The following is a 24,433-nucleotide window of genomic DNA, read 5'->3' on the forward strand; positions in this document are numbered from 1 at the left end:
CGCCCGACGGATGACCCGGCGCAAGTCGAGCACCGAACTGGTGCTCGCCCGACAGGCCGCCTGCTGATCACCCACCAGCCGACCCACCAGGCCAGCACACCCCGACGTCAATTTCTCCCAACGCCGTAAGCCGACCAGTCACAACCGCCGGACGGCCGGCGCCCGGCCGCACCCCGGTGCGAGCCGCCCGACACGGCCGGCCGACCTGCACGCGCGACCTGACCACTCCCCTTCACCCCGGGGCCGGACAGGGGCCACCAGGGGGACCCAGCAGGGCCCGTACCCACGCGGACGCGTGGGTACGGGCCCTGCTGGGCTCTGGGCGTGCGCGCCGAGTTCGGCGAGGGGTGGGCCCCGGCCCGACGGCGGCCGGACCGGGGCCTGAGGGTACGTCAGGCGGTGGGGTTGAGGCTCCAGCGCTGGTTCGCGTGGTTCTCCGCGTACCACTGGATCACCGGGGTGCCATCGCGCGGGGCCCCTGCTCCACCGGAGTGATGGTTCAGGGCCTGCCCGTCGCCGCTGGCCGCCCATGTGGCCGGGTCGTGAGGGAACCGGCCTCCCGGGACGGACCACGCACGGGATGCGTGTCGCCCAGCGGGGTTGAGTACGCCGGGGACCAGTGCGCCCAAGACCGTTCGGGGCGTGCGGCTCATCGGGAGTCACTCCTGATCAGTCCAAAGGAACGGTCAGCCGATCAGGAGGAAGGCGTCCCACTCCGCCGCGGGGTCGGCGGTGGTGGTGCGGGTGTAGCCGTGGAGGGCGAGGGCGGCTCCGGCGGTGCCCTCCAGGAGGCCGGAGGGGTGACCGGCGGCGAGGGCGGTGTCGAGTTCGGCCCCGACGGTGGCGGCGAGCGCGGGCAGGTGTGCGGCGAGTTCGGCGGAGCCGGACTCCTCGGCCGTGCGCTGGGTGATCCGCAGCAGGCCGGCGGTGCCGTGGCAGAGGCCCGGGCCGTCGAGGTTCCAGCCGCACGGGTCGGCGGCCAGGGTGCCGGCCAGGGCCGCGACGGCGGTGGCCTGCCAGTCGGGGCGGCGCAGGGCGGCGCCGGCGAGGAAGAGGGCGCGGGCGGCGCCGGGGGTTCCGTAGCACCAGGCGGCCCGCGTCGGCGGATCGGCGGGCGGGCGGCCGGCCCGTTCGTCCTCGACGCGCAGGGTCATCGGCCAGGAGCCGGTGGGGGTTTGACGGGCGGCGAGCCAGCTCGCCAGGGCCTCGATCGCCTCGTCGATCGCCTCGTCCTGACCGGGCAGGCCGACCCCGCGCAGCCTGGCCAGGGCCAGCAGGGCGAGCGGGCCCGGGATCCCGTGCGCCAGGCCCAGGTTGAGATGCCCCTGAGGGAAGTCGGGGTCCGCGCCGGGCAGTCCCGGTCCCCCGGCGGTCCACCAGCGCGGGAGCGTGGTGCCGGTCGGCTCGGCCAGCTCGACGAGTGCGGTGAGCAGGTCGGCCAGTGCCGGGCCGTCCGGCTCCAGGGCGAGCAGCAGCCGGCCGAGGCCGGCCACGCCGGAGACGGTGTCGAAGGTGTGCGCGCGCAGGCCCGCGCCGGCGGCCAGGTCGGCGCGCAGCTCGGCGACGCGGGCGGCGGCGGCCTGCCGGACCCGGGGGGCCAGCGCGTCGAGCAGCGAGCGGTACTCGCCGGGGCGCCGGGCCATGGTGCGGGCGGCGAAGGCGAGCGCGGCGGCGCCGGAGAAGAGCCCGCCGCCGCGGGTCCCGCCGGGGGACTTCACGGCGGCCGCGAGCTGGCCGTGCGCGGCGCGGCGCAGCTCGGCGGCTGCCTCCGGGGCACCCTCGGCGTCCTCGTGGTCGGCCAGGACGGCGAGGGCAAGCGCGGTGCCGGTGCGGCCGGCCGCGAGGGCGTGCTCCGCGCCCTGGTGGGGAGCGGGCGCCGGGGGTCGTCCGGGGGTGCCGGGCCGGCTGAGGAGCTCGGCCACGGTGCGGATCCGGTCCGTCGTGCTCAACGTGCCTTCCCGGGGTTCGAACGGCGGGCGCGGTGGGCTTCGACCGCGCCCCTGGCGAGGGCGTAGGCCCGGCGCTCGGCCTCGCGGTCGATGCCGACCAGACGGTTGTGGCCCATGTGCAGCAGCGAGGCCAGGACCGGGTCGGCCGACGGCGCGTCCAGTCGGACGGCGTAGCGGGCGAGGGCGGTGGCCCGGTGCTGCCAGGCCTCGGTCAGGCCGGGCTCGGCGGACAGCAGGCCGCCGGCCGGGAGGGTCGGCCCGTCGGGGCCGATCGCCCTCAGTGCGGCTGCACGCTGGGAGCGGAACGCCTGGTGGTGCCGCTCGGACTTCGGGTACACCGCCGCCAGCCAGGCGCCGACCGGCGGTGCGCCGGGTGTGGCGGCGGTGGCGGCAGCGGCGGTGGCGGCGGTCGTGGCGGTGGCGTGGTGGTCCGCCGGGTGGGCGGCGCGGGCGGCCAGGAAAGCCTGCGCGGTGCCGGCGATGTTCACGGCGGCGAGCAGTTCCCGGGAGAGCCGGCGATCCGCCCGGGCCTGACGCAGCGCGGCGAGGGCGACCAGGCTGTCGGCGTGGAAGACCCGTTCGGCGTCGGCGAGGACCTCGGCGCCGCCGTAGCGGTCGGTCTCCGGCGCGTAGCTGTCCAGGCGCAGGTCGGCGGCGAGACCGGCTCGGCGCAGCTCCAGTGCCCAGTCGTGCAGGGCGGGCAGCAGGGCGGTGGCGAGGGTCGGCGGCGCGCCGTGGAAGCGCAGCCGCAGATGCGGTGCCGGATCCTGGTAGCGGACGAAGAACCAGCGGTCCACCTCGGCCGGCAGCGCCTCGACCAGCCCGGGCAGGTGCTCGGCGAGGATCTCCTCCTGGCGCGCCTCGGTGGCCGCCAGCCGGGCGAACAGCCAGGGCCCTCCCGGCAGTTCGGCCATGCGGGGACGGCTGACGGGAAGCCGGCGGCGGGTCCGTACCGCGGCCGGCGGGTCCGTCCGACGGCGCAGCGGGACCACCAGTTCGGCGGTGCGGGCGCCGTCGGGCCCGTGCAGCCAGCCGTGGTCGCCGGCGGGGGCGAGGTCCTCCTGAAGCACGGTGTGTTCGGCGGAGCGCGCGTGGCTGTGCAGCAGGCGCCGGTGCCAGGGGAGGTCGAGGTCCAGGCTGATCCGCTGGTCGCCGCTGACCAGTTGGACGGCAACCGGCACCCCCCAGCGCCGGCGCCAGCGGGCCAGTCCCTCGGCCCACTGGGCGAAGGGGGCCGAGGCCGCCGGGACGGGAGCGGTCAGCCGCCAGGTGGCGGGCGCCAGCACCACCCGGCCCCGGCGGACCCGGGGCAGCGCGGGTGCGCTGACGGCCGAGCCCCAGTCCCAGGGCTGCCAGGGCCGCTGACCGATGAGCGCGACCTCCTGGAGGAAGCGGGCCGCGTTGGGCGCGCCGGTACGGAGGTTGAGCACGTGGTGGGCGGCGGCGCGGACCTCTCGGCCGAGGCGGCGGGAGTAGACGGCGAGGCGCTCGAGGTCGGCGAGCACGACCAGATCGTCCAGCGGCAGCACGGAGGGGCCGCCCGGGTCGGCGAAGGCGCTGACCACCACCCGGTGGTCGAGCCAGCGCGGGGTGAGCGCGATGTTGGCGTGGCGGGGCCGGTAGGGGGTGAACTCCAGGTGCGCTTCGAGCGCGTCGTCGTCGCCTGTCCCAGCGCTGGGGCTGGAGTTGGGGCCGGGGCCGGCGCCGGGGCTGGAGTTGAGGCCGGGGCCGGGGTCGGCGCCGGGGATCAGGCTGGAGCTGGGGGTTTGGCCGGCGCAGGGGGCGAGGCCGGCACCGGCGGCCTCGGCGAGCAGGGCACCCGGAGCTGATGGGCCATCATCTTCGGCGTCGGCAAGCAGGGTTGCGAAGCGGCCGAAGGTGGCCCCGGCGCGGTCGCTGCCGGCCACCGGGGAGAGCACCAGCCGGAAGTCCCCGGCGGCCAGCGCCTCGGCGGAGTCGGCCGCCAGCTCGGCGTACAGCTCCAGGGAGGCGGGCGGGGTGTCGGCGGCGGCGTCGGCCCCCTCGCGGGGCGGCGCGAGGCGGGCCAACAGGTCGTCGTCCAGGACGACTTCGGGCAGCAGGCCGTCCGGTCCCCGGTCGGCGAGGGCGCCCGCCGCGAGCTCGGCCAGCAGCCGGTCGCGGGCCGCGTCGGCGTCGGTGCGGGCCCGGGAGGGCTGCGGGTTGGCCGCGCCGCGGCCGCCGACCGGGCGCCGGTAACCGGCCGGCGCCCCGAGGCCGGTGTCGGGGTCGAGCAGTTCGGCCAGCGGGACGGGGCTGTCCGCCCCGTACCGCTCGACGAACTCCGCGTGGTAGGTGCGCAGATGCTCCGGCGCGGAGGTCGGCGGCGAGAGCTGCCACAGGACGGACGCGGCCTGCTCCAGCTCGGTGCGGACCTCGTCCGGCAGGACCACCTCGGCGTCCAGCGCGAGGTCCGCGTGGAGTGGGCGGTCGGACGGGGCGAGGCGGGTCATCCGGGCCCGCGCCTGGCGCAGCAGCCCGGTGGCCCGTCCGCGTGGCAGTGCGGACGCGCGCGCCAACAGCTCGCGGACGGCGGCCAGTTCGGCGTGTGCCGGGTGGCCGGCGGGCAGCCGGTCGAGCACATGGCCCAGCAGGTCGGTGCAGTCCGGCGGGGGCGTCAGGTCGGTGAGCAGGAAGCCCTGGGCGACGAGCGAGCGGACCAGGCCGACGACCGCCTCGGCCGGGGCCGCCGGGAACTCGGCGGCCAGCGCGGCGAGCAGCTCGGCGTGCCGCAGCGGCTCGGCGGCGGCCCGGACGGCGGCCCGCACCACGGCGGTCGCCCGGACGGTGCGCTCGGCGACCGGCTCCGCCTGGGCGCCGGTGGCGGGGCCGCCGGCGGCGGGGCGGCGCCCGGGCAGGTAGGGCAGGATCAGCCGGTCCCCGCGCAGGTGGACCTGCTGGTCCACCGCCAGGCGAAGGCCGGGCAGCACCGTGGGGTCGGTCCGCAGCCGGTCCAGCAGCGGGAGCAGCCAGCCGAGGTCGGGGCGCAGGGCGCGGCGCTCGGCCCTGTCCCAGCGGATCTCGGCCGCCGCGCCGAAGCGCCCGCGTGCCACGGCGGCCATCAGCCCGAAGGGGGTCGGCCGGGTGGCCATCCGCAGGCGGTAGCGGCTGACCGCCTCGGCCGCCCGGCGCAGGGCAGCGGGGCGCAGCGCGGCGGCCTCGGCGGGTGTCGTGCCTGCCGCGGCCTGGTCGAGCAGGTCGGCCAGGGAGGGGCTGGAGACCTCGATCGCCTCCCGCAGGGCCGGGTCGGCGGCGGCCTCGGCGAGGTACGCCAGCAGCGCGGCGGCGTCGGGCTGCGCTGCCGGCTGGTCGGCGGAGGTGGCCGGAACGCTGTGCCGGTCCGAGCGCGGCAGCGCCGGCGTCCGCAGCAGGACCGGGCCGGTCGCGGTGAAGAGTTGGTCCTGCCGCGCTCCGTGCGTCTCGCCCACCGTGCTCCTCGTGCCGTGTGCCGTATGCGCCGTGCCGTGTGCCGCCGCCGGGTGGGCGGCGCCGGGCGCCGTAGGCCGCTCCGGCCGGCGGGTTGGGTCGTGTCTATCCCGACGATCGAAAGCTGTCCACCGATGATCAGCCGGCGTTCATATTTGGCTGAATTCGTCTATTCATCTGCGCGCAATCATTGTCGGTGCCATGCACGAGTACCTAACGTCCGCTGCAGTCCGCCGCGATCAGACGCGGTACCGACGAAGGGAGGCCCCCATGGCCACCGACATGCAGGAGCTGTTCGACCTCGACGTGCAGGACCTGGTCGCGACCGACACCGTCGAGCAGGAGGAGTCCTTGATCAGCATCTCCTGTGACGGCTCCTGCTTCCGCCCGTACTGCATCTGACTCTGACCCAGAGGCAGCACCGCGCCCTCGCGCGTTCCCGTCGGCCGTTCCCTAGACGGTCAGCGGCCCCCGGCCCGGCGCCGCCGCATCATCCCCGACCGGCTCGGGCAGCGGCCCCCGGGCCAGTCGCAGCAGTTCCTCCGCCGTCAGTTCGGCCAGCCGGGCGCGGCCCAGCCGGAGCACCTCGGCGGCCGTGGCCAGCAGCTCCGCCTCCGTCGCCGGGCGCTGCGGCAACGCGTTCGCCCAGCCGCCCGCGGCCAGCCACTCGCCCACGGCGTCGCGCAGCCGCCCCGTTCCCGCCTCGCGGATGGTGAACGACAGGTGCACGGAAAGCCCCTGCCGGCCCGTCGCCATATGCGGCGCACCGCGCGGCACGTACAGCACCTCACCCGGCCGAAGCACCGACTCGAGCGCCACCGCGCCGGGTTCGGGGGCCGGCCCCGGGTGCCAGCGCCCGTCGGCGGGCGCCTCGTGGACCGTCCACTCCTTCTCCCCGGCGAGCTGCACGACCAGCACGTCCGCGTCGTCCCGGTGCACGTCCAGCCCGCGCCGGCCGGCGCCCGTCGCGAAGCAGAACGCCTCGGTCCGGCGGCCCAGTTCGAGCGCGATGCCGGTGGCCAGCGCACGCACGGACGCGTGCCACTGGTCCAGCTGCGGCAGCAGCAGTGTGGCCCCGTCGGCCAGCAGCGCGGCGATCCGGTCCGGGTCGGCGAAGCCCCCCTCCCTGCGCCCGGCCACCGTGCGGGCCGTACAGAACTCGGCGGCCGGGACGACCTCGCCCGCCCGGACCATCTCCACGTACGGCACCCGCAGCAGTCCGCCGCGCAGCACGGCGTCCAGCTCACCCGTCCGGGGCAGCCCCGGCGGCCACTCCTCCGTGCGGAACACCTGCGGCCGGCGTTCCTCCAGCACCTTGCGGAAGACCTCCGTGTCCCCCACCAAGCCGGCCAGTACCCGCGTTCGCTCCATAGTCCGTACCTCCGTCCAGCGGCCCGCCACCGGCCGGCCGTCGCACAACCTACGGATGGACACCGGGAGTCGGTTCACCGGCGTGTCGCCGGCCCGATCAGGACCGGCCAGCTTCACGCCTCGCCCCGCCGCCCGCCGCCACCCGCCCGGACCTGGCCCGACGCAACGTCACCCCGCCGACCACACCCGGCCCGGGACTCCGCAGGGCGTCCGCGGAGCCTCCGTGGGAAACATCACACCCGGCGGCGCGGCCGGTCAGACGATGCGACGGGAACCGCTGACAGACCACGTCGGGCGGGAGCGCCGGTCGCCACGCCGGGGCGCAGAGGCGCAGCCCTTCGCGCTCACGGACTCCACCTCCGCGAGCGGCGAATCCTCAGGACCGCCGGCGGCGAGGTACCAGGCGGTGGAAGCCAGGGGCCCCGCGGCACCGCGGCCCGTCCGTGAGGTACGCGTGGCCCGTGATGTCGAAGCGCCGGCGTACCCCCTTCCGCCTGTCCGCGCGAGCTCTCAGAGGTAGTTCCCGTCGAAACCGCGCTCGCCGGCCGCGGCGCACGTGTCGTCGCAGTCGTGGGCGACGTCGGCCAGCCAGCCCAGCAGCGGCGCGCACACGTCGTCCGCCGCCCCTCCGCGTTGTGTTCCGCGGCGGGCGAGAAGCGCTGCGACAAACAGGGCGACCGGCGCGGTGGCCTCGTGGATGCTGTTCTGATGACGCACCAACTCGAGGCCGCCAAAGGCGGCACGGGCTTCGGGCACGGTCGGGCCCGGGTCGAGGAGCCGGACCAGGCACGGGTACAGCTCCTCGCCGGTCCCGAAAGCGGTCTCCGGCGATGCCCAGTCCGTCCCGCGCAGCACGGCCCACGGGCCGGGCGGTGCGCGAGCGGATTGCCGTGCCGCGTCCGAAGGCCAGGACCTCGACCCGGCGGCCGGCCGGTTCCCCCGAGGCCGGCTCAAACGGGCCCTGCCGCCGTCCTTCGCGCCCGGGCCCGCGCCCACGACCACAAACCCGCGCCCACCAGCAGAGCCGCCCCCAACGCGTACACCGGCAGCCAACGCGTCGTCGTCGCCGCCAGGCAGTCGTTGACGGCCTGGCGGCTCTGCTCCCTCTGCATGTACGCCAACGCGTCAGCGTCACGACCGGCCAGCTCCCCCAGAGTGGCCTGCGTCCGCAGACTCCCGTAGCGGCCGGACTCCACGCACCCGCGCCGGGCGCCCGGCATGGGGAACAGCCAGTCCCAGCGCTGCAGTGCCGGAGCCAGCGTCAGTGCCACGCACAGACCCACGACCAGCGAGTACGCCGCCAGACTCCACGCGTAGGCAGCCCGTCGACCCGGCTCCGGCACCGGCGCACGGCCGAAGGACAGGACCACCGCGAGAAGCGTCACACCGAGATAGGTGGAGAACCACTCCCACGAACCCTGCGCGAGCGAGAACGCCAGCACCACGGCAAGCGCGGTCCCCAGCACACCTGCATCACCGGCCACCCGCTCCCCGCCCACGGCCATGGGGCGACGGACATCTCGACGGCTGCGCCCACCCACATGCTCTCCCGCTCTCCAGTCCGCCTCCAGGGCACCAGCCTCCCGCCACCACCCGCCACCACCCCCTGCCACCACACCGGTACACCCCTGCCCCCACTCGCCCGGCCCAGCCACCCCGGGACACCAGGACCCGGACAGGGCGAACCCACGACAGGCCCCAACGGCCACGCCGCAGCCCGGGACGATTGACTTCCTCCCCGGGCTAAGGCACGGGGATTCCGGCCGCGCGTGCCGCGCGGGGGCTTCGCCCCGTGCGTGTGCGCAGGTCCTGACCGGAACCGGCGATGCCACGATCCTCTACACCGACATGCACTCCCGTTACTGGAGCCAGCACGACCGGACCGGACGCAACTGGGCGGGACGACTCCTCGAACTCGTCCGCGCCGAACTCGCCGCGCAGCGGCACGGCCTGACCTGCTGAACGGCGCCGGTCATGGTGGCGCCGGCGCGAGCCGACCCACTGCCTGCCGTGGCGGCCCGTCCGTATCCACCCATACGCTGCATGTCAGGGCACCGCCGTGATGTCACCCTGCCCGGCCGAACTGACCGCCGACGGCGGGCCGCTGGACCGGGCCGTGGCCGTCTACCGCCTCGTGCTCGCCCACACCCTCGGCTCCGTGCTCCACGAGGTCCCGCGCACCGGCGCCGCCCCGGAAAGGGACTGACGGGAGGCCAGGTGCCGGCGGGTGCCGGCCCGGCGCAGACTGGGACCGATCGTTTCGACCGACCCGAGGACGGATCCCATGGCCGACCGGCCCCTGACACTGATGGCAGTGCACGCCCACCCGGACGACGAGGCCACCGCGACGGGCGGCGTCCTCGCCCGCTACGCCGCGGACGGCGTCCGCACCGTGCTCGTCACCTGTACCGACGGCGGCTGCGGCGACGGTCCGGGCGGTGTCAAGCCGGGCGAGGCGGGACACGATCCGGCCGCCGTCGCTGCGCTGCGCCGCAAGGAGCTCGAAGCCAGCTGCCAGGTTCTCGGGGTCAGCCACCTCGAACTGCTCGGATACGCCGACTCCGGGATGATGGGCTGGCCGGCCAACGACGCCCCCGGGTCGTTCTGGAGCACGCCGGTCGCCGAGGGGGCCGCCCGGCTCGCCGAACTGATGCTCCGCTACCGGCCCGACGTGGTGGTGACCTACGACGAGAACGGATTCTACGGCCACCCCGACCACATCCAGGCGAACCGGATCACGACGGCTGCGCTCTCGCAGGCCGGGCTGACGCCCAAGGTCTACTGGACCACCGCGCCGCGTTCGACGATGAAGAAGTTCGGCGAGATCATGCGCGAGTTCGGCGCGGACTGGGAGGAGCCGGACCCGTCCGAGGACGGGGCGCGGCCCCAGATCGGGCTCCCCGACGAGGACATCACCACCTGGGTGGACACCACGGAGTTCGGCGGCCGGAAGTACGACGCGCTGCTCGCGCACGCCAGCCAGAGCGAGAACATCTTCTTCCTGCGGATGGGCAAGGAGAGGTTCACCGAGCTGATGGGCGTGGAGACGTTCGTCCGCGTCCACGACACCACCGGCGCGGCACTGCCCGAGCGGGACCTGTTCGCCGGACTGCGCTGATCCCCGGCATCGAGTCCACCCCGCGCGAGGCCCACGACCGCGGCTGCACCGCCCACGTCGTCCACGTCGTCCACGACGCCTGCGCGGCCTTCACCCGCGCCCGGCAGGACCACGTCCGCGAGCACGTGATCCACCACTTCGGCGCCGGGACCGACGCCGCCGCTAACGAGGTCCGGGCGGTGATGCCGGCCGCTGCGATCCGGCACCCGCTCAGCGGCGAAGGCCGACGGCCGTGCGGCTGGACCGAGTTGCAGGGGCAGCGGATGGGAACGGCGAAGGGGCGGTCTGCGCGGCGGGTGCGGGCGCGCACGCGACGGTGTTGCGGGCGGCCGGCCTCGCGCTGCTCGCCGCCGGCACGGGCCGAGGCCCGGCCCCGCCCGGGTGGGGCCGGGTGGGGCCGGGCCGTTGGCAGTGGGTCAGCAGGCGTAGTCGGAGGCGGTGGTCCAGTAGTCGAGCGCCGCCCAGGTGTTCGGGCCGACGATGCCGTCGACGTCGAGGCCGGCACACTGCTGGAACCGCCGGACGTCGTTCAGCGTGCCGCCGCCGAAGATGCCGTCACGGGTCAGGTTGCTGCCGGTCATCGAGTAGTGGAGTTCGCACTGGAGCTGCTTGACGGCGGTGCCGGTGGAGCCCCGGGACAGGGTCGGCTCGCTGTTGGTGTAGCTGCACGAGCTGGAGCTCTGCGCGGAGGCGGTGGGCGCGGCGGCGACGCCGAGGGAGAGCGCGAGTGCGGCGACGCCGAGCGCGGCGGTGATCTTCTTCATGGTGCCGTCCCCCTTCAGGGATCATCTGGAAGCCGGGTGCATGACAAAGCATCCGGCGGGCCCGCTCCGGCAAGGAGCCGGGCGGACGCCGGACGGGCGGCGGCGGGAGGCCACCCCGGTCGGCCTCCCGCCGGCGCGCCCCGTCCCGGCGCTCCCATCGTGCCGACGGCTCCGGGACGTTGTCGCCGTGCTTCGGCGTCAGCCGAAAAAGGACAGATCCTCCGGCCCGGCTGCGCGGCCGGGACGGTCACGTCCTGTCGTCCGGTGCCGCGTCCCCGGCCAGGAGATGCACCGTTTCTTCACAGACCAGCCGAACGGCGGGAGCGCAGTGCGCCGATCGGCGCGCCGTAGGTATAAAAATGCCCAAACCGGGGCGCTTTCCAAGGGAACTCTCATCGACGCAGCCGAGGGTGCCGCCCATGGCTACCAATGTCCTCACCGTCCCCCGGGAGTCCCCGCTCCCCCCGCCTCCCCGCCGCAGAGCGCCGTGGAAGTCCCCCGACGGCCAGCCGTCCTACGCCCGCCCCGCCCTGCTGGGGATCGCGGCCGTCGCCGCCGTGCTGTACGCGTGGAACATCAACCACAGCCAGTACCACAGCTTCTACGCCGATGCCGTGCGCAGCATGACGGAGAGCTGGAAGGCGTTCGTGTTCGGGTCGTTCGACCCGGCGAGCACGATCACGCTGGACAAGCTGCCCGGTTTCCTGTGGCCGCAGGCGCTGTCGGCGCGGGTCTTCGGCTTCCACCCGTGGGCGCTGACCCTGCCGCAGGTGGTCGAGGGCGTGCTGGCCGTTCTGGTGCTGTACCGGGTGGTGCGCCGGTGGGCCGGGGCCGACGCCGGGCTGCTGGCGGCCGCGGCGTTCACCCTGACGCCGGTCGCCGCCGGGCTGTTCCGCACCGCGGTCGAGGACGCCGCCTTCACGTTGCTGCTCCTGCTCGCGGCGGACGCGGCGCAGCGGGCCGCCCACACGGCGCGGCTGCGGCCGCTGCTGCTGGCCGGGGTCTGGGTGGGGCTGGCGTTCCAGACGAAGATGGTGGAGGCGTGGGCGGTGCTGCCCGCGCTTGCCGCGGTGTACCTGCTGGCGGCGCCGACCACGTTGCGGCGGCGGCTCGGGCATGTCGCCGTGGCCGGGCTGGTGGCCTTCGCCGTGTCGGCCTCCTGGATGCTGGCCGTCACGCTCACCCCGGCGCAGGACCGTCCGTACGTGGACGGCACCACGGACAACTCGGCGTTCAGCATGGTGGTGGGCTACAACTTCCTGAACCGTTTCTCCTCGCTGGGGATGAGTGCGGCGCAGACCGGCAGTGTCCAGGCTGTCCGGGGCGGTGACGGGGGCCGCGTTGTCGGGGCCGGTGGGGGTTCCGGTGCGGGTTCGCAGGGCGGGCAGTCCCCGTCCGCGGCGCAGAGTTCTTCCGGGGCGTCCGGCCAGGGCGGCGGGGGCGGTCAGGGCGGCAATGCGGGTGACGGCGGGTGGACGAAGATGTTCGGCTCGCAGTTCGCCCCGCAGACCGGCTGGCTCTATCCGCTCGCCGCCGTCGCGCTGGTCTGCGGACTGGCCTGGCGGCGCCGTGAGCCGCGCACCGACGTGCTGCGGGCCGGCTACGTCCTGTGGGGCACCTGGCTGGGCGTGTTCTTCCTGGTCTTCAGTGCGGGCAGCGTCGGCGGGCACAGCTACTACATGGGTGTGATCGCCGCTCCGCTGGCGGTCCTGGGCGGCGCGGGGACCGTGCTGCTGTGGCGGGGTTTCCGCGACGGCGGTGTGCGGGCGTGGGCGCTTCCCGCCGCGATCGCCGGCACCGTCGCCTGGTCCGCGTTCCTGGCCGGGGAGTTCCCGGGCTTCCTGCCGTGGCTGGCGCCGACCGTGATCGCCCTGGGCGTTGTGGCGCTGGCACTGCTCGGGGCGGCCAGGCTGGGCCGCTTCCCCGGCCGGCGGCTTGCGCTGGCGGGTCTGCTGGCGGGCGTCGCGGCGATGCTGGTCGCACCGGGCGCCTGGGCGTCGTCGGTGCTGAGCTCGACGTACGGCAACTCGGGCATGGGCACCGTCGGCCCCGCCAAGGGCGGCCGGGGTGGCGGTGGCCGTCACTCGTTCCCGGGGGCGGCGTCCGCTGCGGGCGCCGGCGCCGAGCGGGTGCAGCGCGGCGGGTTCGGCGGCTCCTCGGAGCACCTGACGGCGTCCCAGCAGGCTCTGTTCGACTACCTGAAGGACCGTCGGAGCGGCGCCCGTTACCTGTTCGCCGCGACCAGCTGGAGCGCCGCCTCGCCCTTCATCCTGGCGACGGGCGAGGAGGTCCTGCCGATGGGCGGCTTCAGCGGCTCGGCGCCGTCGCCGACGCTGGATCGGTTCCGACAGCTCGTCGGGACGGGCGAGTTGCGGTACGTCCTGCTCGGCGCCGACCGCGGCGGCAGCGGCCGGCACGGCGGCGCAGGCGGTGGTGGCGGCGGTGGCGGCGGTGGCGGTGGTGGCGGCGGTGGCGAGTCGGCCAACCCGACGACGGCGCAGATCCAGTCCTGGGTGCGGACCGGTTGCACCGCGGTGCCGGCGGCCGAGTACGGCGGCGGCGCGGTCGCGACGGCGTCGGCCGCCGCCGGTGCGCGAGGCGATGACGCCACGGGCGCCCAGCAGCTCTACCTCTGCACGCACGCGGGCTGACGGATCGATCGGTTCATGATTCACGGGAACGCGGGGCGGCACTGCCCCGCGTTCCCGTGGATGCGGCTACCGGGTGGCGGCCTGCTCGCGGAGGAGCTTCTTGTCGGGTTTGCCGGCGTCGGTGAGCGGGAGTGTGCGGGCGAAGGTGAGGTGGGCCGGCTCGTGGAGGGGGCCTCGGCGGGTGCGGACCAGGCTGCGCAGGTCGTCGGGGTCGAGCCGGGCGCCCGGGACGGGCACGACGACGGCGTGGATGCGTTCCACCTGGTTGGCGTCGGGGACGCCGAAGACCGCGCTCTGGCGGACCTGGGGGTGGGAGTTGAGCAGGTCCTCGACCTCGGAGGTGTAGACGTGGCCGCCACCGGTGTTGATCAGGTCCTTCAGCCGGTCGACGATGTGGAGATAGCCCTCGTCGTCCAGGTAGCCGACGTCGCCGGTGTGCAGCCAGCCGTCCTTGAGGACGGTGGCGGTCAGCTCGGGCTGCTTCCAGTAGCCCGACATCAGGCTGTCCGAGCTGACGCAGACCTCGCCGCGCGCACCGGCGGGCAGGTCCCGGCCCGACTCGTCACGGATCGCCACCCGGTACCCGGGCGCGATCCGGCCGACCGAGCGCAGCCGCTGCGGGCGGCCCGGGTCGTGGTCCTCGGCGTCGAGGACGCTGATGATGCCCGCCTCGTGCTGCCCGTAGAGCTGCACCAGCACCGGGCCGAAGCGCCGGATCGCGTCGGTGAGGCGGGCCGGTGAGGCCTGGCAGCCGCCGTAGGTGAGGCGGCGCAGGCTGCTGGTGTCGGTGTGCGCGCACTGCGGGTGGTCCAGCAGCTGGTAGAGCAGCGGCGGCATCAGGAACACGTCGGTGATGCGTTCCTGATCGATCGCCGCCAGGACGGCGCCCGCGTCGAAGCCGTCCAGCAGCACCACACTGCCGCCGGCGCGCAGCGCCTTGTCACTCATCTGTCCTGCGGCGTGGGCGATGGTGGTGCAGACCAGCAGCCGCGGCGGGTTCTGCGGGTCGCCGGGCAGGTCGGGGCCGAACGGGCGGTGCTGCCCGTAGGTGATGCAGATCCCCTTGGAGTGGCCGGTGGTACCTCCGGAGTGGCGGATGGTCCGTACGTCCTGCGGCCGGGCCCGGCTCGGGAAGGGGTCGGCCGGCTGGGCGGCGGCGAGTGCCAGCAGGTCGGTTCCCACGGTGCCGGGGCCGAGGACCAGGACGGTCCCGACGGGGGCTCGCCCGATGATCTCGGCGGCCCGGTCCGCGTGGCGGGGATCGACGATCAGCGCGTGCGTCTCGACGTCGCGGACCATGACGGCCTGTGTCTCGGCCGGCAGCCGGGTGTAGAGCTGGTTGACCCGGCAGCCGATCAGGTTGGCGGCGTACCGTGCGGCGATCGCCTCCGGCAGGTTGCCGGTCAGCAGGGTCACCGTGTGGTGGCGGTCGATGCCCCGGGCGCGCATGGCCCGCGCGAGGCGGTGGGTGAGGTCGCGGAGTTCTCCGGCGGTGGTGGGCCGTCCCTGGTGGACGACTGCCTCCCGCTCGGGAGTGGCCCCCAACACGTCCAGGATTTCCGTGACTTCGGTGCGGAAGGGCGGAGCGGCTGGCATCTGCGGTTCCTTGCGCCTCGGGTCAGTGGTGGGCGAGGAGCTGGACGTCCTCGGCCGGCCGGTGCTCGGTCTCCTCGGTGGGCCCGTGCCCGGCCCCCTCGGTCAGCAGGGAGTGGGCCAGCACGCTGTAGAGGGTGTCGTTGGGCCCGTCGGCGATGCGCAGCCCGCGGATGTCGCGCAGGCGCTTCTCCATCGGGGTCCGCTTGGTGTAGCCCTCGCTGCCGTGCAGTTGGAGGGCGAGGTCGACGGCACGGTAGGCGGCGTCGGTGGCCAGGGCTTTGGCGGCGGAGCACGCGGCGACGTCGGTCTCACCCTGGTCGATGCGCTCCAGCAGTGTGAAGCACCATGCGGTGGCGGCTTCGACCTCGGCGGCGGCGGTGCCCAGGCGGGCGGCGACGGAGGGGATGCCGGCCAGCGGCATCCGTCCGACGGTGCGACTGCGGGTGCGGGCGGCGGATTCGAGGATCGCCGCCACGGCGGCGCCGAGGCAGACCAGGGACATCATCAGCCGCCAGGCGGAGAAGTGCTCGTCGAAGATCCGGCGGCCGTCGCCGGGTTCGCCGAGCAGGAAGTCCTTGTCGAGGCGGGTGTCGACGAAGTGCAGGTGGCCGAAGCTCCATCCGCGCATGCCCAGCGGGTCGGTGGTCTCGCTGAGCACGCCCGGGGCGTTCGTCGGGACCCAGACCGCGGAGAGCGGCACGGCCCGCAGGTCGGCCCGGCCGACGTCCTGGCGGTCGATCAGCTTGCAGAAGACGACGAAGCCGTAGGCCTCCTCGACGCGGCTGATCAGGCCCTTGGACCCCGAGAGCGTGTAGTGGTCGCCGTGGTCGACCAGGACGGTGCGAAAGCCCCGCAGGTCCGAGCCCGAGTGCGGTTCGCTGGACGCGATGCCGGCCAACTTGCCTGCCGTGACGACCTGTTCGCGGGTGCTTTGGACGAGCGTGGGCGAGCCGTGGCGCAGCGGCATCGCGGCGTGCCCGGTGCTGAAGATCTCGCGGGCGTCGCAGTCCCGTTGTCCGGCGAGGAACATGGCCATGCCCTGGGCGACGCGTCCGGTCACGCCCGGCGCGTCGGGCTCGGTCGGATCGCCCGGCTCACCCGGCTCACCCGGCTCGCCCGGGGAGGCGAGGTCGATGCCGGTGAGCCCGGCGGCGGCGGCCTGCGCCCGCAGGGAGAGCCAGTCGGGGCGGGGGTCGTTCTCGCAGACCGGGTTGGGCAGGTGGGTGTCCAGAAATGCTGTCAGCCGGGAGTGGAGGTCCCCGAGTTCGGGGTGACGAGCCAGAAGCGGGCTGATGCCGGTGGCGTGCATGGGTGAGGGTTCCTCGGGAGTCGTCAAGGAGCCGGCGTGAGGCGGCTGAGGCGGCGTGAGGCGGCGGACCTGGGTCAGAGGATGACCGGGGGCTGGGTGCGCACCGCGTCGTTGAGCTTGGCCTTGTCGTGCCGCTCGCCCTTCTTGAGGTGCTTGATCACCAGCAGGCAGGGGAGGCCGAATGTGCCACCGGCGAACTCGCGCGGACGGCTGGCGGGGACGGCGACCGTCCACGGCGGCACCTCGCCGCGGCCGAGCTCCTCGCCGGTGGCCGCGTCGATCACGGGGATCGTGTCGGTCAGCAGGGCTCCGGCGCCGAGCAGGGCGCCCTCGCCGACCCGGGCACCGCTGTAGATCATCGAACGGGCGCCGATGAACGCGTCGTCCTCGATCACCACCGGCCTGGCCATGGGAGGTTCGATCATGCCGCCCAGCCCGACCCCGCCGGACAGGTGGACGTTGCGGCCGATCTGGGCGCACGAGCCGATGCCGACCCAGGAGTCCACCAGGGTCCCCTCGCCCACGTACGAGCCGATGCCGATGTGACTGGGCATCACCACGGCACCGGGCTCCTGGTAGCTGCCCCGCCGGATCACCGCGCCCGGCGACACCTGGACCCCCGAGCCGTCGATCCCGGTCTTCAGCGGGATCTTGTCGGCGCACTGGAACGGCCCGAACTGCGAAGTCTGCGGCGAGGCCTGCTTGTAGAGCAGCAGGATCGCGTTCTTCAGCCAGTCGTGCACCACGACCTCGCCCTCGACCAGCTCGGCCACCCGCGCGCGACCGGTGTCCAGCAGGTCGATCGCCGCGTCGACGGCGGCCACCGCCTCGGCGGACTGCAGCGAGACCTCGTCCCGCCGCTCCCAGAGGTCTTCGAGCTCGCTGCGCAAGCCCGCCACATCGACACCACGATTCCGCATCGCACCCCACGCATTCCAGATCGGATGGACGGCCCTTCCGGCGAGAGCCGGGGCCGGAGCCGGACCGCATGCACGCACTGTCCCCGTACGCGGTCTCCGGCTGCCGTGCGACGCCCCCATCCCTCCCCCGGGGACGTCCGCACGAGAACGGCACTGCGGTTACCGGTTGGTAACGGAGCGCCAGGCACAGCCTCGCATACCTGCGATTCGCAGAGCAAACCGGAGATTCTGGCATTGATATCAAGCTTGAAAAGTGAATCAATCTTGGAAAAGTAAATCTATGCCTCTGCTGAAGGCACCCTTATCGGCCGTCAGGACGGCCGGGATCGTGCCCGGCGGTGCCGTCCTGGGCCCGGGCTGACGGGGCGACACGCAGGACCGGCAGCGCGGAGAGCGCGGCCGCCGCCGTAGCGCCGGCGGCGGCCATGGCGAGGACCGTCCAGGCGGACGGGCCGTGGGCGATGCCGGCGCCGATGCCGCCCAGCTCGCCCTGCCGGTCGATGACCCAGCGGGCGAGCGGGATGCCGACGGCCGAGCCGGCGGCGACCGTGGCCAGGGCGATGGCCGTCCCCCGGGTGGCCAGCACGACGGCGCACTGACCCGGTGTCAGGCCGATCGCCCTGAGCAGCCCGAGATCCCGGCGGCGTTCGAGGAAGCCGGCGGCGGCCGTGGTGAGCAGGTCGACCAGGCAGATGAGCGCGAGCAGGACCAGGAGGCCGACCACGCAGACCCGCAGGGCGTCGGGCCGGGTCACGGGACCGTTGGGGAGGCGGATCTCCACCTGCCCGGCGAGGCCGACGCGGGCGGGGAGGTCGCGCTGGACCTCGGCCGGGTCATGGCCGGGGCGCAGGACCAGGCGCCAGAAGTCGGGGTGCGCGGGGTCGCCGGGCCGGTCGAGGGTGTCGAAGCCGGTGGACAGGACGCGTCCGCCGTGTTCCGGTTCGAGGTCGCGCCCGACGATGTGCAGGATGCGCGGGGTGCCGCCGGTGGTGACACGTACCCACTGGCCGACCCGGGCGCCGAGCAGGTCGAGGGCGCCCTGTCCGGCGACCGCCTCGTCGCTCGCGCGGATCGCCCGGCCCTCGACGACGGTGTACGGGTACGGCGCGTCGGTGGTGCCCACCGCCCGCAGGGTGAGGGTCGCGGACTGGCCGGGCGCGAGGGCCTGGATCTCGGCGCCCGGGTAGACGCCCTGCACGGCGGTGTCGGAGGCCAGGGCGCCGGCGAGCTGCCCGTCGCCGGGAGTCTGCTCGGGGGAGGTCCGGCGGACCGTGACGGACGGGGCCGTGACACCGCCGTCGGGTCGGGTGACGGCGTCGAGCGTGGCCCAGGTGCTCAGGGCCAAGGTGGCGGCGACGACCGGCACGGTCAGCCGGGCGGCGCTCACGACCAGGCCCGAGCGCTGTCGCAGGGCACCGCCGAGTCCGAACACGAGGGCCGGCGGCAGGCGTCGGAGCAGGCCGAGGCGGACGGGCCGGGCCGTCATGGCCGGTGGCCGGGTGCCGTCCGTCGGGGGGACGGGGGCGACCCTGGCGGCGCGCAGGGCGGGCAGGGCGGCGGCGGCCCCGACGGCCACGAGAGCGGCAGCGGTGACGGCGCCGGTGGTCGCCGTGCCACCGGGAACGAGGTGGTGGAGCGCGTCGGTCCCGCCGCCGAGTGCCGGGACGGCGTGCGCGGCGATCGCGGCGCCGCCGGCGCCGAGCAGGACTCCGGTGCCGGCCAGCAGCAGCTGTTCGACGATGAACATCCAGGCGACCTGGCCCGCGGTGAAGCCGAGCGCCTTGAGCAGGGCGATGTCACCGGTCCTGGCCCTGATCCGCCCGCCCGCCGCGCCGGCCACCGCGAGGGCGGCGGACAGCAGCGCGGCCAGGCCGCTGAGTCCCAGCAGCAGGCCGGCGAGCCGGTTGTCCTGTTGCCGCGCGGCCCGCGCGTCCAGCCAGGTGGTGATCCGGGACACCCGGTCGGCTCCCAGGACGCTGACCACGCGCTGCGCCGTGTACCCCGCGTCGGAGGGCCGGGCCAGCCGCAGCCCGAGGGTGAGGCCGTGCGCGGCCTGGTCCGGCTGGACCAGGTCGAGTGTGGCGGGGAGGGTCCAGCCGAGGTCGTATCCCGCCGCCGGGCTGGGCAACTGGTCGGGGCTGTCCGCGATGCCGAGCACGCGCAGTTCGACCGCGGCGCCGTGGCTGTCGAGGACGGTCAGGCGGTCCCCGGGGTGGGCCCAGGCAGCGTCGGCCGCGGACTGTTCGAGCACGATGCCGTGCACGTCGGCGGGGTCGAGCCAGGTCCCGGACCGCAGCAGCGGGCGGGCCGCTCCCGGGGTGTCGCCGCGCAGGACGAGCGTGGTGCGGTCGGTGCGCTCCGCCGCGCCGGTGGGCGCGGCGGCGCCGTCGGCATGCCGGCCGACCAGGGTGGTCTCGGCCGTGTGCTGGGGCGGTGAGACCGCGAGCACGCCGGGTTCGCGGGCCAGCGCGGCGACCGACGGCTCGTCGGTGCTGCCTGCGGTGGTGGCGGACGGGCGGAGGTCGATCCTGATGTCGGGTGATCCGGCGGCCCGGAACTGCCGCTGCCACGGGTCGGTGGCGGCTCCGAGCAGGGTGCCGGCGAGCAGCAGGGCCGCGACGGTGCCGCCGGTGGCGAGGACGATCAGGAGGGCGTGGGCGCGGTGCGAGCGCAGGTCGGCCCGGATCCAGCGGAGGAGGGCGCGCACCGGGTCACCCGCCGAAGTCGATGACGTCGCGGACTCCGTTGGCGCTGCTCCACGCGTCCGGGGGCTCCTCCACCCGGGCGTCGTCGGCGATCCGGCCGTCGAAGAGGCTGACGACCCGGTCGGCGGTGCTGGCCGCCCGGGCGTCGTGGGTGACCAGCACGATGGTGGTGCCCTGCTGGTGGTAGCGGCTGAGCAGGGCGAGGACGTCGCGGGTGCTGCGGCTGTCGAGGTTGCCGGTCGGCTCGTCGGCGAGGAGCAGCTGCGGCCGGTTGACCAGCGCGCGGGCCAGGGCGACCCGCTGGCGTTCGCCGCCGGAGAGCTCTCCGGGCCCGGCGGTGGCCTTGTGGGCGAGAGCGAGGTCCTCCAGGAGTTCCTGGCGGCGTTCGCGGGCGGTACGGCCGGACATGCCCGCGAGGAGGGCGGTCAGTTCGATGTTGTCGGCGACGGAGAAGTCGGAGAGCAGGTTGCCGCTCTGGAAGACGATGCCGTAGTGGCGGCGGCGCAGGCGGGCCCACGCGGCTTCCCGGAGCCGGTCGACCCGGCGGCCGTCGAGCCGCAGCTCGCCCTCGTCCGGCCGGAGCAGACCGCCGAGCAGGTGCAGCAGGGTGGACTTGCCGGCACCCGAGGGGCCGGTGACGGCGACGAACTCGCCCCGGTCGATCCGCAGGCTGATGCCGCGGACGGCGGGTATCAGGGTCGAGCCGCTGAGGTGCGAGCGCACCAGGGCGTGGGCGGCCAGCAGCGGCGGGGTCGGCTCCGCGCCGGTCATGTGAGCTCCTCCTGGCAGCGTTCCAGCCAGTCGAGGTCGGCCTGCAGGTGCAGGACCGCTCCCTCGATCAGCAGCAGCGAGGTCCGGTTGCCGCGTTCGGTGGCGGCCAGTTTGTTGAGTCCTCGCATCGTGTTGAGGCAGTGCCGGCGCTGGTTGTTGATCAGCGTCAGCTGGTCGGCGAGGTCGGTGCCTTCGGCGAGGATGAGCTTCATGAAGAACTCGTCCCTGACCCTGGGCCCCTCGGTGGGCGCCTCGAACCAGCCGGCGAGTTCCTCGGTGCCCTTCTCGGTGATCTCGTAGACCTTCTTGTCCGGTCTGCCTTCCTGCGTCACCTCGGTGCCGCGGATCAGGCCGGACTTCTCCAGTCGGCTCAGGGTCACGTAGATCTGGCCGATGTTGGGCTGAGGGTACGCCGCGCCGAAGGTCTGCTCAAGGCCCTGCTTGAGTTCGTACCCGTAGGCGGGCTGCCGGGCCAGCAGCGCCAGCAGCTGATGGCGCACCGGGCGTCACCTCTTCCTCTTCGCTGGTTACACCTCGGTCACACAGTACGGGCAGGTGGGTGCCCCCCAGCAGGGAGGCCGTATAAAGGGACGTGCGTCGGCGCCCACCCGCGCCGGCGGAACGAAGGAGTTCCATGGAAAGCCGGCCGCCCGCCGGGCCCGACCTGGGCCGTCGGCGTGTAACGCGCGCGCTGGTGGGCGGGGCGGTGCTCACCGCCGGGGGCGCGTCCGCCTGGTACGGGCTGGCCGGACGGGCGAAGGCGGCGGGCGACCCGCAGGGCGTCGGGCCGGTCACCCTGGCCACCGGCCGGGACACCACGCGCTACCTGCGCGGGCTGCTGGCCGACTGGAACGAGGAGCACCCCGACCAGCCGGCCGAGCTGGTCGAGCTGCCCGAGGCTGCGGACGAGGTGCACGCCCAGCTCGCCGGTGAACTGTCCGGCGGCGGCAGCCGCTTCGACGTCCTCAACCTCGACGTGGTGTGGACGGCCGAGTTCGCGGCCAGGCGCTGGACCGTGCCGCTGGAGGAGTCGGACTTCGCGCTGGAGCGCTTCCTGCCGCCGGTCGTGCGGACGGGCCGCTTCGGCGGCCGGCTGTACGCAGTGCCGTTCGTCGCCAACGCCGCCCTGCTGTACTACCGCAGCGACGTGCTGGCCGCCGCCGGCGAGCAGCCGCCCACCACCTGGGCCGAACTGGCGCGGCAGGCGAGGACGCTGGCTCCCGCTCACGGACTGTCCGGGTACGCGGGGCAGCTGAGCCCGTACGAGGGGCTCGCCGTCAACGCGCTGGAGGCCATCCGCTCGGCCGGCGGGGACCTGCTGGCCGGCGACGGATCGGTGGTGGTCGACAGCCCGCAGGCCCGGGCCGGGCTGGAGTTCCTGGCCGGGGGCGTGCGCGACGGCTGGATCCCGGCCGAGGTGCTCGGCTACCGCGAGGAGGAGTCCCGCGAGGCGTTCGGCCGGGGCGGCCTGCTCTTCCTGCGGAACTGGCCGTACGTCTACCACGCGGTCGGTGCGGCCGGTTCGCCGGTCGCGGGACGGTTCGGCGTGGTGCCGCTGCCCGGCCCGCACGGGCCCGGCAGCGGTGTGCTGGGCGGGTCGGGACTGGCGGTCAGCCGGTTCTCGCGGCGCCAGCGCACCGCACGGGCACTGATCGCCTACCTGACGAGCCGTCGGGCGCAGTACCGCGTCCTGACCGACGGCGGGCTGCCGCCGGTCTGGGCGGACCTCTACGCGGATCCGGACCTGACGGCCCGGTTCCCGTACCTGCCCGTGCTGCGCACGGCGATCCTGGCGGCGGGGGCACGCCCCGGCGTTCCGCAGTACCAGCAGCTGAGCCTCGCGTTCAGCGAGACGGCGTTCGAGGTCGTGTCCGGCCGCCGCAGCGCCGAGGCGGCGCTTCCCCGGCTGGCCGCCGACCTGCGCGCCATCGTCGGCTGAGCCGAACCCGGCGGGGTTCCCGGCCCGTACCCGTGAGTACATAACGCGAATCTATGCCCGATCCGGCATGCCACTCCTTCACTTCTGAGAAACCACAGCAAAACAAGGGCTTAACACGGGCCATCTCCGCCTGCTATACCTAACGCGAATGCATAACCGTTGGAGTAGCGAGATGCCCAACCCCACCCTCCCCGACCGCGACGCGGTCACCCTGCCGCGCGCCCGATCGCACGCCCCCACCATCCCTGCCGCCCGTGCCTGGTGGCGCGACGCCGTGATCTACCAGATCTACGTGCGCAGCTTCCGTGACACCGACGGCGACGGCATCGGCGATCTCGCCGGAGTCCGGGAACGGCTGCCGCACGTACGGCGGCTGGGTGCGGACGGCGTCTGGCTCAACCCGTTCTACGTCTCACCCCAGCACGACCACGGCTACGACATCGCCGACCACTGCGCCGTCGACCCGCTCTACGGTGACCTCGCCGAGTTCGACCGCCTGGTGACGGACTGCCGGATGCTCGGCCTGAAGCTGGTCCTGGACGTCGTCCCGAACCACTGCTCCAGTGAGCACCCGTGGTTCCAGAAGGCGCTGGCCAACGGCCCGGGCAGCCCGGAGCGGGCGCGGTTCCACTTCGCCGACGGGCGCGGCGAGGGCGGGGAGCTGCCGCCCAACAACTGGCGTGCCATGTTCGGCGGCCCGGCCTGGACCCGGGTCGCCGAGGGCGACGGCAGGCCCGGCCAGTGGTACCTCCACCTGTTCACCCCGGAGCAGCCCGACTTCAACTGGCGCAGCCCCGACGTCGCCGCCCACTTCGAGGAGGTGCTGCGGTTCTGGCTGGACCGGGGTGTGGACGGCTTCCGGATCGACGTGGCGGCCGGGCTGTTCAAGCACCCCGAGCTGCCGGACTCGCCCGATCCGGACGCGGACGAGCGCACCCGCGACTCGGTCAACCCGCTGGCCTGGAACCAGCCGCAGGTGCACGAGGTCTGGCGCCGGTGGCGCGCGATCTGCGAGGAGTACACCGCCCGCGACGGCCACGAGCGGCTGCTGGTCGGCGAGGCCTCCGTGCCCACGCCGGCGGAGCAGGCACTGTACGTACGCCCCGACGAACTGCACCAGGCCTTCTTCTTCCACCTGCTGCACGCGCCGTGGGACCTCGCGCACTTCCACCGGGTCATCGACGACGCCGTACGGGACATCGCCGCCACCGGATCGACGGTCACCTGGGTGCTCAACAACCACGACCAGGTCCGCACGGTGAGCCGGTTCGCGGGCGAGGACCCCGCCGGCGGCCCCGCCCGCGCCAGGGCGGCCGCCCTGCTGATGCTGGCCCTGCCCGGGGCCGCCTACATCTACCAGGGCGAGGAGCTCGGGCTGCCCGAAGTCCTGGACCTGCCGGACGAGTTGATCACCGACCCGATCTTCCGCCGGACCGGGAGCCGGGCCGGGATCCGCGACGGCTGCCGGATACCGCTGCCCTGGTCGGGCACCGAGGCCCCGTTCGGGTTCAGCCCGCCGGACAGCCCGGCCACCCCCTGGCTGCCGCAGCCGGCCTCCTTCGCCTCCCACACCGCCGAGCGGCAGCGAACCGACACCGCGTCCGTGTTCCACCTGTACCGCACCGCCCTGCAACTGCGCCGTGAACTCCCGCAACTCGGCGAGGGCACGCTGCGGTGGCTGAAGACCCCGCCCGGGGTCCTCGCGTTCGTCCGCGGCGAGGGCCTGGTGTGCGCCGTCAACTTCGGTGACACCGCCGCGCCCGCGCCGGTCGCCGGTCCGCCTCTGCTGGCCAGCGGCCCGTGCCCCGAGGGCACCCTGGCGCCCGCCACCGCCGCCTGGTGGATCGGCGCCCGCGCAGCCGACGGGATCTGACGATCACCAGCCGTATGAACCCC

General features: G+C 74.6%; 18 protein-coding genes. 6 read left to right on the plus strand and 12 right to left on the minus strand.

Translation table 11 applies throughout. The features are described from left to right. Positions 1-686 precede the first annotated feature (686 nt). Both KV557_RS24970 and KV557_RS24975 read right to left on the minus strand, forming a co-directional pair. The gene (locus KV557_RS24970) at positions 687-1,949 is read right to left on the minus strand and encodes a lanthionine synthetase LanC family protein (RefSeq protein WP_218203720.1); all 1,263 of its coding nucleotides are present in this window, start codon (positions 1,947-1,949) and stop codon (positions 687-689) included. Further along, positions 1,946-5,395: a lantibiotic dehydratase gene (locus tag KV557_RS24975; protein WP_218203721.1), complete on the minus strand. Its 3,450-nt coding sequence runs from the start codon at positions 5,393-5,395 to the stop codon at positions 1,946-1,948. The genes KV557_RS24970 and KV557_RS24975 overlap by 4 nt, the downstream gene beginning before the upstream one ends. Positions 5,396-5,663: 268 nt before the next feature. Here KV557_RS24975 and KV557_RS42960 point away from each other — a divergent pair, with 268 nt between their 5' ends. After that, positions 5,664-5,795 (plus strand): hypothetical protein, encoded by a 132-nt coding sequence (locus KV557_RS42960; protein ID WP_256177917.1) that lies wholly within the window; start codon positions 5,664-5,666, stop codon positions 5,793-5,795. Positions 5,796-5,846: 51 nt separating this feature from the next. On the opposite strand, the gene KV557_RS24980 is transcribed toward KV557_RS42960, so the two are convergent. The 3 genes from KV557_RS24980 to KV557_RS24990 form a co-directional block, all read right to left on the minus strand. Next, positions 5,847-6,764, minus strand: a complete 918-nt coding sequence (locus KV557_RS24980; protein WP_218203722.1) for a cupin domain-containing protein — start codon at positions 6,762-6,764, stop codon at positions 5,847-5,849. A gap of 510 nt (positions 6,765-7,274) precedes the next feature. Beyond that, entirely contained in the window at positions 7,275-7,619 is a 345-nt protein-coding gene (locus KV557_RS24985) for a hypothetical protein (protein ID WP_218203723.1), read from the minus strand. 95 nt (positions 7,620-7,714) lie between these two features. Continuing rightward, entirely contained in the window at positions 7,715-8,248 is a 534-nt protein-coding gene (locus tag KV557_RS24990) for a hypothetical protein (RefSeq protein ID WP_308130059.1), read from the minus strand. Between the two features lie 578 nt (positions 8,249-8,826). Between KV557_RS24990 and KV557_RS24995 the strand changes: the two genes are divergently transcribed. Both KV557_RS24995 and KV557_RS25000 read left to right on the plus strand, forming a co-directional pair. Next, positions 8,827-8,970, plus strand: a complete 144-nt coding sequence (locus tag KV557_RS24995) for a hypothetical protein (protein WP_218203725.1) — start codon at positions 8,827-8,829, stop codon at positions 8,968-8,970. Positions 8,971-9,048: 78 nt separating this feature from the next. After that, positions 9,049-9,882: a PIG-L family deacetylase gene (locus KV557_RS25000; RefSeq protein WP_218203726.1), complete on the plus strand. Its 834-nt coding sequence runs from the start codon at positions 9,049-9,051 to the stop codon at positions 9,880-9,882. A gap of 416 nt (positions 9,883-10,298) precedes the next feature. On the opposite strand, the gene KV557_RS25005 is transcribed toward KV557_RS25000, so the two are convergent. Then, positions 10,299-10,646 (minus strand): peptidoglycan-binding domain-containing protein, encoded by a 348-nt coding sequence (locus KV557_RS25005; RefSeq protein ID WP_218203727.1) that lies wholly within the window; start codon positions 10,644-10,646, stop codon positions 10,299-10,301. 419 nt (positions 10,647-11,065) lie between these two features. On the opposite strand from KV557_RS25005, the gene KV557_RS25010 reads away from it, so the two are divergent. After that, complete coding sequence (locus KV557_RS25010) at positions 11,066-13,297, plus strand: ArnT family glycosyltransferase (RefSeq protein ID WP_218203728.1); 2,232 nt, start codon at positions 11,066-11,068, stop codon at positions 13,295-13,297. A 66-nt stretch (positions 13,298-13,363) separates the two neighbouring features. On the opposite strand, the gene KV557_RS25015 is transcribed toward KV557_RS25010, so the two are convergent. The 6 genes from KV557_RS25015 to KV557_RS25040 form a co-directional block, all read right to left on the minus strand. Beyond that, entirely contained in the window at positions 13,364-14,893 is a 1,530-nt protein-coding gene (locus KV557_RS25015; protein WP_218203729.1) for an AMP-binding protein, read from the minus strand. A gap of 22 nt (positions 14,894-14,915) precedes the next feature. Next, positions 14,916-16,202, minus strand: a complete 1,287-nt coding sequence (locus KV557_RS25020; protein WP_218203730.1) for an acyl-CoA dehydrogenase family protein — start codon at positions 16,200-16,202, stop codon at positions 14,916-14,918. A gap of 74 nt (positions 16,203-16,276) precedes the next feature. Continuing rightward, positions 16,277-17,092 (minus strand): 2,3,4,5-tetrahydropyridine-2,6-dicarboxylate N-succinyltransferase, encoded by an 816-nt coding sequence (locus KV557_RS25025; RefSeq protein ID WP_218203731.1) that lies wholly within the window; start codon positions 17,090-17,092, stop codon positions 16,277-16,279. A gap of 331 nt (positions 17,093-17,423) precedes the next feature. Continuing rightward, positions 17,424-19,829: an FtsX-like permease family protein gene (locus tag KV557_RS25030; protein WP_218203732.1), complete on the minus strand. Its 2,406-nt coding sequence runs from the start codon at positions 19,827-19,829 to the stop codon at positions 17,424-17,426. A 4-nt stretch (positions 19,830-19,833) separates the two neighbouring features. Further along, positions 19,834-20,598 (minus strand): ABC transporter ATP-binding protein, encoded by a 765-nt coding sequence (locus KV557_RS25035; RefSeq protein WP_218203733.1) that lies wholly within the window; start codon positions 20,596-20,598, stop codon positions 19,834-19,836. Further along, complete coding sequence (locus KV557_RS25040) at positions 20,595-21,098, minus strand: PadR family transcriptional regulator (protein ID WP_218203734.1); 504 nt, start codon at positions 21,096-21,098, stop codon at positions 20,595-20,597. The genes KV557_RS25035 and KV557_RS25040 overlap by 4 nt, the downstream gene beginning before the upstream one ends. Positions 21,099-21,232: 134 nt before the next feature. Here KV557_RS25040 and KV557_RS25045 point away from each other — a divergent pair, with 134 nt between their 5' ends. Both KV557_RS25045 and KV557_RS25050 read left to right on the plus strand, forming a co-directional pair. Further along, the gene (locus KV557_RS25045; RefSeq protein ID WP_218203735.1) at positions 21,233-22,537 is read left to right on the plus strand and encodes an ABC transporter substrate-binding protein; all 1,305 of its coding nucleotides are present in this window, start codon (positions 21,233-21,235) and stop codon (positions 22,535-22,537) included. Positions 22,538-22,709: 172 nt separating this feature from the next. Beyond that, positions 22,710-24,410, plus strand: a complete 1,701-nt coding sequence (locus tag KV557_RS25050) for a glycoside hydrolase family 13 protein (RefSeq protein WP_218203736.1) — start codon at positions 22,710-22,712, stop codon at positions 24,408-24,410. Positions 24,411-24,433 lie beyond the last annotated feature (23 nt).

Source organism: Kitasatospora aureofaciens (assembly GCF_019192735.1).
Lineage (GTDB): Bacteria > Actinomycetota > Actinomycetes > Streptomycetales > Streptomycetaceae > Kitasatospora > Kitasatospora aureofaciens_A.